General features: G+C 72.6%; 11 protein-coding genes. 7 read left to right on the forward strand and 4 right to left on the reverse strand.

The genetic code is table 11. The annotated features are described in order from the left end of the window. Window positions 1-446: glutathione S-transferase C-terminal domain-containing protein (locus tag ABYE80_RS12655; protein ID WP_372790644.1), on the forward strand; the 446-nt coding region annotated here is incomplete at its 5' end. Here the strand turns inward: ABYE80_RS12655 and ABYE80_RS12660 are convergent. From ABYE80_RS12660 to ABYE80_RS12670, 3 genes are read right to left on the reverse strand one after another with little or no spacing between them, the layout of a single operon-like run. Next, window positions 443-1,012, reverse strand: coding sequence for a hypothetical protein (locus ABYE80_RS12660; protein ID WP_372790645.1), 570 nt, complete (start codon window positions 1,010-1,012; stop codon window positions 443-445). The two genes, ABYE80_RS12655 and ABYE80_RS12660, sit on opposite strands and share 4 nt — an antisense overlap. 33 nt (window positions 1,013-1,045) lie before the next feature. After that, window positions 1,046-1,939, reverse strand: coding sequence for a zinc metalloprotease HtpX (gene htpX / locus ABYE80_RS12665; protein WP_372790646.1), 894 nt, complete (start codon window positions 1,937-1,939; stop codon window positions 1,046-1,048). Window positions 1,940-1,986: 47 nt separating this feature from the next. Next, window positions 1,987-2,874, reverse strand: a complete 888-nt coding sequence (locus ABYE80_RS12670) for a class I SAM-dependent methyltransferase (RefSeq protein WP_372790647.1) — start codon at window positions 2,872-2,874, stop codon at window positions 1,987-1,989. Window positions 2,875-2,953: 79 nt separating this feature from the next. On the opposite strand from ABYE80_RS12670, the gene ABYE80_RS12675 reads away from it, so the two are divergent. The 4 genes from ABYE80_RS12675 (at window position 2,954) to ABYE80_RS12690 (ending at window position 6,325) form a co-directional block, all read left to right on the forward strand. Further along, window positions 2,954-3,604, forward strand: coding sequence for a TetR/AcrR family transcriptional regulator (locus ABYE80_RS12675; RefSeq protein WP_372790648.1), 651 nt, complete (start codon window positions 2,954-2,956; stop codon window positions 3,602-3,604). A 70-nt stretch (window positions 3,605-3,674) separates the two neighbouring features. Continuing rightward, a complete protein-coding gene (locus ABYE80_RS12680; protein ID WP_372790649.1) occupies window positions 3,675-4,871 on the forward strand; it encodes a murein hydrolase activator EnvC in 1,197 nt (398 codons plus the stop codon). Window positions 4,872-4,916: 45 nt separating this feature from the next. Next, window positions 4,917-5,717: a prolipoprotein diacylglyceryl transferase gene (locus tag ABYE80_RS12685; RefSeq protein ID WP_372790650.1), complete on the forward strand. Its 801-nt coding sequence runs from the start codon at window positions 4,917-4,919 to the stop codon at window positions 5,715-5,717. Beyond that, window positions 5,717-6,325 (forward strand): hypothetical protein, encoded by a 609-nt coding sequence (locus ABYE80_RS12690; RefSeq protein ID WP_372790651.1) that lies wholly within the window; start codon window positions 5,717-5,719, stop codon window positions 6,323-6,325. Before ABYE80_RS12685 ends, ABYE80_RS12690 begins: the two co-directional genes overlap by 1 nt. A 3-nt stretch (window positions 6,326-6,328) precedes the next feature. On the opposite strand, the gene ABYE80_RS12695 is transcribed toward ABYE80_RS12690, so the two are convergent. Further along, on the reverse strand, window positions 6,329-7,087 hold the full coding sequence (locus ABYE80_RS12695) for an alpha/beta hydrolase family protein (protein WP_372790652.1): 759 nt from the start codon (window positions 7,085-7,087) through the stop codon (window positions 6,329-6,331). A 14-nt stretch (window positions 7,088-7,101) separates the two neighbouring features. On the opposite strand from ABYE80_RS12695, the gene lysA reads away from it, so the two are divergent. Together lysA and ABYE80_RS12705 are read left to right on the forward strand one after the other, a co-directional pair. After that, window positions 7,102-8,388, forward strand: coding sequence for a diaminopimelate decarboxylase (gene lysA / locus ABYE80_RS12700; protein WP_372790653.1), 1,287 nt, complete (start codon window positions 7,102-7,104; stop codon window positions 8,386-8,388). After that, window positions 8,378-8,997, forward strand: a 620-nt coding sequence (locus ABYE80_RS12705; RefSeq protein ID WP_372790654.1) for a homoserine dehydrogenase, incomplete at its 3' end; no start/stop codon positions are given. The genes lysA and ABYE80_RS12705, both read left to right, overlap by 11 nt.

Consider the following 8,997-nt stretch of genomic DNA (forward strand, 5'->3'; position numbering starts at 1 on the left):
GGATGTACTTCCAGACCCTGACGCTGCCCGAGGCCTTCGCCCGCTTCAACCTCACCGGTGTCCCGGATCTCGAGCGGCGCGCCTGGCCCCTGCTGTTCCGCGTCATGACGCCGATGGTCAAGCGGCACCTCGGCGTCTCGGCCTCCAGCGCCGCGCGGGCGGAGCGCAACGTCGACGCCGAGTTCGACGCCGCGGCCGCGATGCTCGCTGATGGCCGGCCCTTCCTGACCGGCGACCGCTTCACCGCGGCGGACCTGACCTTCGCGGCCTTGTGCGCGCCACTGGTCGTGCCGCCGCAGTACGGCGTGCCCCTGCCCCAACCCGAGGACATGCCGGAGGCGATGGCCCGCCGCGTCCGTGGGTGGCGCGAGCGTCCGGCCGGCGCCTTCGCGCTGCGGATGTTCGCGACGCAGCGCACGCGCCCCGCCGGGGACCGGGCGGTCTAGAGCGGCACGCCCCAGAGCGGGAACCAGCGCTCGAGCTCGGGCTCGATCGGGAGGTCGTTCGCGTACCTGGCCTTCAGCTGCAGTTCGAGCTCGTTGGACCGTGCCTGCTCGCCCGGCGCGGGGACGAAGGGGTACCACGAGCCCCGCTTGATGCTGTAGATCCAGTAGACGGGCCGATCCCCGTCGGCGTAGGGGAAGACGGCCGCGAGCGTGCGGTCCCCGTACCCCGCGATGGCGAGCGCGTCGTTGACCGCGTGGACCCCGACCACCAGGTCCTCGACGTCTGGGTCGCGCAGGACGATCCAGCGATAGCCGAACGTGTCCTCGTGGGACTCGACGGTCGTGCCGGTCTCCTCGCCGGTCCCGCGGACGACCTCCTCCATCTCGGTCACGACCCGCTGGAAGTCGGCCGTGCCGAGCGCCTGGAACACGATCGCGGCCGCGCCCTTGGACACGAGCCCGTCGATCTCGAACGTCACGTGCGCGGTGGACAGGGCGAACAGCCGGTCCTTGGCCGCGGGCGCAGCCACCTTCCGCCGGCCGAGCAGCGTGTCGAGGAAACCCATGGTGCGGGAGCCTAGAGGACCGCCGGAGGCGGTCTACCCGGCGCTCTGGAGCTGCGATTCGAGACGCATGAGGGCGTCGATGCGCCGTTCCATCGGCGGGTGCGTCGAGAACAGGTTGCCGATCGCCGACTTCGCGCCGGGCGGGAAGATGTAGAAGGCCGCCATCTCGTTGGCCGCGCGCAGGTCCTGCTGCGGGATCCGGTCCATCCCGCCGCTGATCTTCATCAGCGCCGACGCCAGGGCGCTGGGACGACCCGTCAGGACGGCGGCGCCGCGATCCGCCGCGAACTCCCGGTAGCGCGAGAGGGCCTGCATGAGGAAGAAGGAGATCACGTAGACGGCGAGCGAGACCATGATCACCGCGAGGAAGCCGGGGCCGTCGTCGTCGTCGTGGTGGCCGCCGCCGAACATGAAGCCGAACTGCAGGATCATCGCGGCGACCGAGGCGAAGAAGCTCGCGAGGGTCATCACCATCACGTCGCGGTTGGCGATGTGCGCGAGCTCGTGGGCCATCACGCCTTCGAGCTCGGCGGGGGAGAGGAGCTCCATGATGCCCGTCGTCGCGCAGACGGTCGCGTGCTTCTTCGAGCGGCCGAGGGCGAAGGCGTTGGGCATGTCGGTGTACGCGACCGCGACCTTGGGCTTGGGGATGTCGGCCTGGAGGCACAGGCGCTCGACCATCGCGTGGAGCTCGGGCGCCTCCTGGGGCGAGACCTCGCGGGCCCCCATGGCCCGGAGCCCGATGGCCTCCGAGGCGAAGAGCTGCATCGCGACGAGGCCACCGGCGACCAGGGCGATCATCACGCCCGACGCTCCGGCGGCGAACAGCACGCCGACGAAGGCCACGTAGACGGCACCGAGCAGGAACATGGTGAGGAGCATGCGGGCCTGGAGCCCGGTGTCCTTGCCGAAGGAGGTCGAACGCATGGCGACAGTCTGACATGCGGGCCTCTGGGGTTCGTAAACGGGCGACCTCAGTCGCGCCTACCTGTCGCCAGCAGGTTGACCCCGGGGATCGCGTACCCACCGTCGGGCGTCGCGTAGGCGGCGACGCGCGGGCGGGCCGTGTCCTGCATGGCGCCGACGGTCGCCGGCGGCAGTCCGGCCAGGACCTTGGCCAGAGGGCCCGCGAGTGCGGCTCGCCCCTCCCACCAGTGGTCGAACGACGGGCTGCGCATCACGACCGCGACCTCCGAGGTCCGCACGTCGGCGAGGCCGCCGTCCCGCAGCACGCTCGCCAGTCGCTCGGCGTCATCGAGCGAGAACGGTTGCGGGATCCCGGGAGGGGGCACGGGCGCGCCGAGGTGCGCACCGACGGCCTCGAACAGCTCCGTGAGCCACGGGTTGCGATCGCGCGGTCCCCACACGGCGACGACGGCGCGCCCACCGGGACGCAGCACCCGGCGGATCTCGGCGGCGGCCGCGGCTGGGTCCACGACGAGCATCAGGCCGTGGCGACACAGCACGACGTCGTAGGAGCTGTCGGGCTCGTCGATCGCCTCGAGGTCGAGCACCTTGGTGGTGACGTTGTGCACGCCGCGGTCCCGCGCGCGCTCGGCGGCGATCGCGGTCATCTCGGGGACCACGTCGGACAGCACGACGGTGCCGTCCGGGCCGACGAGCGGGGCCGCCTCGAGCCCGACCGCACCGGCCCCGCAGGCGAGTTCGAGGATGCGGTCCCCCGGCTGGGGTGCTGCCGCCGCGATCATCGCCTCCGTCACCGGGGCGCCCTGTTCCTCGACGTGGTCGGCGTACGTGCGCCACCCCGGGGCGACCGCCGCCCACATGGCGCGGAGGCCGGCACGCAGGCCGTCCGCGGGTGAGGGGTCCGGCGTGCTCGTCATCGTCGTCTGCGTGGTCATGGGGCTGCGCTCCCTCCTCCGCGTCTCCGCGGAATCACCTACAGTTAGTATGAAATGAATGCAGGAGGACTGTAACGAAATGACCGAGGATGTCAAGCCCGGGCGCCGGCGCTACGACGGCTCGCTGCGGCAGGAACAGGCGCGGCGGACCCGCGAGGCGATCCTGGACGCCGCGCAGCGCTGCTTCGAGGGACACGGCTACGCGGCGACGACCGTGGCCGCGATCGCCGGAGAGGCCGGCGTGTCGCCGCGGACGGTCCATCTCGCCTTCGACACCAAGGCCGGGATCGTGCGCGCCCTGTGGAACCACCGCCTGCGACGCGGACGCGAGGAGGTCCCGGTCGCCGAGCAGCCGTGGTACCAGGCGATGATGGCGGCCCCCGACGCCGACGAGCAGGTGCGGCTCAACGCGGTGAACTCCCGGCTGTTCAAGGAGCGCGCCGGCGGGCTGCTCGAGGTCTTGCGCTCAGCCGCCGCGGTGGACGGCGACGTCGGCGCCCTGTGGGAGCGCATCAACGCGGAGTTCCGGGCCAACCAGCGGACGCTCGCGGTCAGCCTCGACGAGAAGGGTGCGCTGCGGCCCGGGATGGACGTCGAGCGCGCCGCCGACATCCTGTGGACGCTCAATCACCCGGATGTGTGGGCGCTGCTCGTGGGGCGGCGAGGGTGGTCGCCCGACGCGTACGAGCGGTGGCTGTACGACGCGTTCCGCGCGCAGCTGCTTGTGTGACGTGGGTCACGCAAGGTTGGCTGCACCGCGTCGAACGGCCGGGTCGCGTTGCTAGCTTCATGACTCCTGCATGCGCTGGCGCTTGCTGCTCATCTCTGTCTTCGCACCTCTCGCCCTCTGGGCGGCACTGCCCCTGGTCTCCCAGGGGGAGCCGAAAGCCCGTTCCGCACAGGCGATCCAGAAGAAGATCGAGGTCACCCGCGAGAAGATCGGCAAGCGCAAGGGCACCGAGCGTGTGCTCACGAAGGACATCACGCGCTACAACCAGCGCATCGAGACCCTGCAGCAGCGCATCGACCGGTACAACGCCCGGCAGCGGGTCATCCAGAGCGACCTCGACGTCAAGCGCGCGCGGCTGGCGCGGACGCAGGAGGAGCTCAGGTCCGAGCGCCGCCGGCTCGCCCGGCTCCGCGCCCGGCTGACCGAGGCTCGCGGTGTGCTCTCGGAGCGCCTCGTCCAGCTCTACAAGGCCGACAAGCCCGACCTGGTCACGGTCGTCCTGAACTCGCGCGGGTTCGCCGACCTGATCGAGCGCGGGGACTTCCTCGAGCGGATCAACAAGCAGGACCGCACCATCGTGCGCCTGGTCAAGAACGCGAAGAAGGACGCGACGGCGACCGCGGCCCGCCTCGACGAGCTCGAGCGTCGGCAGCAGACGATCACCGAGCGGATCCTTGCCCGACGCAACGAGATCGCCCAGGTCAAGCAGGACATCATCGACACGAAGGTCGGCTACGACCGCACGAAGGACGGCAAGGCGGCGGCGCTCCGGAAGGTCCGCGCCGAGCGCCACGATCTCGAGGGGCACCTGAAGGGCCTCGAGAAGGAGCAGGCCAAGGTCCAGGCCGCCCTGCAGGCACCGGCCGCGGGATCGATCCCGACCGGGTCGTTCCGTGGCACCGGCGGGCGGCTCACGACGCCGACGCAGGGCACGTTCACCAGTCCCTTCGGGCAGCGCTGGGGCCGCCTGCACGCCGGCATCGACATCGCCGCGCCCACCGGCACGGCGATCGTGGCCGCCGACTCGGGGAAGGTCGTCCTGATGGGGCCGACCGGCGGGTACGGGAACTACACCTGCATCCAGCACAACCAGTCGATGTCGACGTGCTACGCCCACCAGTCGGCCTACGGCACGTCGCTCGGCGCCAACGTGCGACGCGGCCAGCGCATCGGGTCGGTCGGCAACACCGGCAACTCCACGGGACCGCACCTGCATTTCGAGGTGCGGATCAACGGAACGCCCGTGAACCCGATGCTCTACCTGTAGGCGGGCGCAGCCCCGCGCCGCGCGGGCCCGTACCCTACGTCGCCGATGCAGCCAGAGATCGACATCTTCGGCCTGTCGCTCAAGACGTTCGGGCTGATGTTCGCGCTCGGCTTCGTCGGCGCAGGCGCCGTCCTGTCGCGCCGCCTGAAGGAACTGGGCAAGCCGGCCGACTGGTCCTACGAGATCATCTTCGCGGGGCTGGGCGGTGGCCTCGTCGGCGCCCGCCTCGCCTGGATCCTGCAGAACTGGGACGAGGCGTCCGAGGACCTGGTCGGAACGATCTTCAGCGGCGCGGGGCTCGTCTGGTACGGCGGGGCGATCGGCGGGGCCCTCGCGGTCTTCCTGTGGGCCCGCTACCGCGGCACGTTGAACGTCGGACTGCTCGATCTCAGCGCTCCCGCGCTCGCCCTCGGCTACGCGATCGGACGCGTCGGCTGCCAGCTCTCGGGCGACGGGGACTACGGGCGCCCGACCGATCTCCCGTGGGGCATGGCCTATCCGGACGGCACGGTGCCGACGACCGTCGACGTCCATCCCACGCCGATCTACGAGACGCTCGCCATGGGCACCCTCGCCTGGGTGCTGTGGAGCATGCGCGACCACGTCCGTCCCGGCGTGCTGTTCGCGGTCTACCTGCTCGTCGGGGGACTGGAGCGCTTCCTCGTCGAGTTCATCCGGCGCAACGACACCGTGTTCGCGGGCCTGACGACGGCCCAGCTCGAGAGCCTGACCATGATCGTGGGCGGCGCGGTGTGGCTGGTGCTGATCTCGCGCAGCGGCGGCCTGCGCGACCCCGAGGGGCCGGCGCGTCGAGCCGGAGGGGCCCCCCGAACCGCCACCGCCTGATGGCGCGACCAGGCCCGCCACTCCCGCGGCACCTCCGGCGGGCCCGGGCCTGGGGACCGCTCGCCGGGTTGGTGTCGGCCCTCGCGCTGGTGGCGGCGGTCGCCGTCGTCGCCGTCGTGGGCACGGGGTTCGTGGGCTTCGACGGATGGGTCGAGCCACGGGAGGCCGCCGAGCAGGCGAGCCGTCTCGCGCCGGCGCCGGATGCGGCGGAGGGGGAAGCGACCGCCGCCCGGGCAGGGGCCGTTGCCGGTCGCGACCTCGGCGGCGGCGCCGGATCGGGCGGTGCGCAGACCCTCGGGCCGAGCGACGGTCGCGCGGGCGCGCCGGCGCCGGACGACCGGACCCGCCCCGCGCCGCCTGCGCCGACGCCGCCCCCGGCTGCCCCGGGGGCGCCGACACCGGTCCCGACGGGACCCCAGACGGTCGCGCCACCGGTCTCCGAGCCCTCCGGTCCCGGCCCCGTGCTCGCGGGGCCCGGGGAGGCGCTCTCCGGTGGCGCGGGCGCCGTCGCGGCGGCCGTGGACCCCGTGGTTCCCGGGGGCGGCGCGACCGTGGCGACCGCACTCGGTCAGCTCAGCGGCGCACCGGGCCTCGTGCCCGTGCGCTGAGGCTCAGGCCGGGCCGCTGGTGGTGGCAGGGCCGAACGCGCGGCGGAAGAACCGCAGCGTCTCACCCTGGAGCTCCGCGTCGTGCTGGATCGAGCGGTGGTGTCCGCCCGGGACGACGATGAGGCGGCTCCCCGGGGCTGCCGCATGGAGGGCGCGCGAGTGCGCGACGGGGACGGACTCGTCGCCCTCCGCGTGCAGCAGCAGGAGCCGGCCCCGGTACGCCGCCGCGGCGGCCAGCGCGTCGTGCTCCTCGAGGACCGGCTGCAGTCGCTCGACGTCCGCCCGGAAGTCGAATCGGCGGGCGCGCAGCCCGTCGGCCAGCCCGTCGGCGGACGCCGGGCAGATGGCCACGACCGCGTCGGCGTGGGCCGGCGAAGCCGCGACGAGCGCCAGGTACCCGCCCATGGACGACCCCCGTAGCCCCAGGGGGAGCGGGACGTGCGACGCCAGGCCCGTCCGCGAGCGGACGCGGTCACGCAGGTGGGCGGCCATGCCCACGACGTCCTCCACGACCCGCTGGTCCATCGGTCCGTCGCTGTCGCCGTGCCCCCGCTGGTCGAAGCACATGGCGGCGAAGCCCGCGTCGCGGCAGCTGCGGGCGTAGTCGTGGTGCGAGGAGCGGGTCGACCCGGCGCCGTGCAGCACGAGGATCGCTCCGTGCGGGGGAGCAGTCGGGACGAACAGCGAGTACCGCAGGCCGCGGTGACGATCCTCCTCCTCGGGGGGATCGACGGTGACGATGCGTGTCCCAGGGGCTCCCACACGCTCAGACTGGCATGATCCGCCCTCCCATGGCCCTGGCGAACCAGCTCTCGCACGTCTGGCCCCTGGGCAGCACCGTCGACGATCGTGGCCGCCTGACCCTCGGCGGGTGCGACGCGGTCGAGCTCGCCCGGGAGTTCGGCACCCCGGCGTACGTCGTCGTCGTGGACGACATCCGCACCCGGGCCCGCGCGTTCGTGGAGGCGTTCCGCGCCCGGACCGAGGACTTCGAGGTCTCGTTCGCCTCCAAGGCGTTCCCCTGCACCGCGGTCTACCGGCTGCTCGCCTCCGAGGGCATCGGGTGCGACGTCGCGGGCGGTGGCGAGCTGGCCCTCGCGCTGCGCGGAGGCTTCGACCCGGCGCGGATCACCCTGCACGGCAACGCCAAGAGCGAGGACGAGCTGCGGTTCGCGCGCGACTGCGGCGTCGGGGCGGTGGTGCTCGACTCGCTCCACGACCTGCAGCGGCTCGAGCAGACGGTCGCCGAGGACGGGCGGGGGGCGCAGACCGTGCTGATCCGGGTCACGCCCGACGTCCGCGGCGACACCCACGCCGGGATCTCGACCGGTCAGGCCGACTCGAAGTTCGGGTTCGGACCGGACGCGGCCCGCGAGGCGATCGCCCTGGCCCAGGCGAGCCCGCACCTGGACCTCGACGGCCTGCACATGCACATCGGGTCCCAGCTGCTGGACCTGCAGCCCTTCCGCGACGCCGTCGCCGCCATCGCCGACCTCGGCGACTTCCGGACGTACAACCTCGGTGGGGGGCTCGGCGTCGCCTACACCGCCGACCAGCATCCGCCGTCGATCGAGGACTACGTCGAGGCCAAGGTCGGTGCGGTGGAGGAGTCGATCGGGCCGGGGAAGCGGATCGTCGACGAGCCCGGCCGCGCCCTCGTCGCCAACGCGGGGGTCACCCTGTACACGGTGGAGACGATCAAGCAGAACGTCTCGACGTGGGTGGCCGTCGACGGCGGCATGTCCGACAACCTGCGGCCGATGCTCTACGGGGCGCGGTACGAGGCCGTCGTCGCCGACCGGATGTCCGCGCCGGCCGGCGCGCCGTGCCGCATCACCGGCAAGCACTGCGAGAGCAGCGACGTGATCGTGGCGGAGGCGCACCTCCCGGACCCCCGCCGGGGTGACATCATCGCGACTCCGGTCACGGGCGCCTACGGCCATGCCATGGCCAACACCTACAACGGTGCGCTGCGCCCCCCGGTGGTGTTCGTGCAGGACGGCGACGCGACGGTCGTCGTGCGCCGCGAGACCTATGAGGACCTGACTGCCCGTGACGTCTGAACCGCAGCCTTTCCGTCTCGGCCTCCTCGGCCACGGCACGGTCGGGGCCGCCTTCGCCCACCTGCTGGCCGAGCGCGCCGATCACGTCGCGGCCACCACGGGCCTGCGGCCCGAGGTCACCGGGGTGCTCACGCGCTCGCGGGGCGACTTCGACGAGATCCTCGCCAACAGCGACCTGATCGTCGAGCTGATCGGTGGCCTGGAGCCCGCTCGCGACTACGTCCTGCGCGCGATGACCGCCGGCAAGCACGTCGTCACGGCCAACAAGCAGCTCCTGGCCCACCACGGGGAGGAGCTGTGGGCGGCGGCCCGCGAGCACGGCGTGCAACTGCGGTTCGAGGCGGCGGTCGCCGGGGTCGTCCCGGTCATCCGCGTGCTCCAGGAGTCGCTCGCCGCAGCGCACGTCGACCGCCTCCACGGGATCGTCAACGGGACCACCAACTTCATCCTCACGCAGATGGCGACGACGGGGGCGTCCTACGAGACGGCCCTCGCCGAGGCCCAGCGCCTGGGCTACGCGGAGGCGGACCCCAGCGACGACGTCAACGGCAAGGACGCGGCGGCGAAGATGGCGATCCTCGCGCGGCTGGCGTTCGACACGCCCGTGCA

Source organism: Paraconexibacter sp., from assembly GCF_041602235.1.
GTDB lineage: Bacteria > Actinomycetota > Thermoleophilia > Solirubrobacterales > Solirubrobacteraceae > Paraconexibacter.

Bases quoted from the DNA above. Each gene is read 5' to 3' on its own strand.
- htpX (WP_372790646.1), bottom strand. From the start codon at position 1,939: ATGCGTTCGACCTCCTTCGGCAAGGACACCGGGCTCCAGGCCCGCATG.
- ABYE80_RS12680 (WP_372790649.1), top strand. From the start codon at position 3,675: ATGCGCTGGCGCTTGCTGCTCATCTCTGTCTTCGCACCTCTCGCCCTC.
- ABYE80_RS12670 (WP_372790647.1), bottom strand. From the start codon at position 2,874: ATGACCACGCAGACGACGATGACGAGCACGCCGGACCCCTCACCCGCG.
- ABYE80_RS12675 (WP_372790648.1), top strand. From the start codon at position 2,954: ATGACCGAGGATGTCAAGCCCGGGCGCCGGCGCTACGACGGCTCGCTG.
- ABYE80_RS12660 (WP_372790645.1), bottom strand. From the start codon at position 1,012: ATGGGTTTCCTCGACACGCTGCTCGGCCGGCGGAAGGTGGCTGCGCCC.
- ABYE80_RS12685 (WP_372790650.1), top strand. From the start codon at position 4,917: ATGCAGCCAGAGATCGACATCTTCGGCCTGTCGCTCAAGACGTTCGGG.
- ABYE80_RS12690 (WP_372790651.1), top strand. From the start codon at position 5,717: ATGGCGCGACCAGGCCCGCCACTCCCGCGGCACCTCCGGCGGGCCCGG.
- lysA (WP_372790653.1), top strand. From the start codon at position 7,102: ATGATCCGCCCTCCCATGGCCCTGGCGAACCAGCTCTCGCACGTCTGG.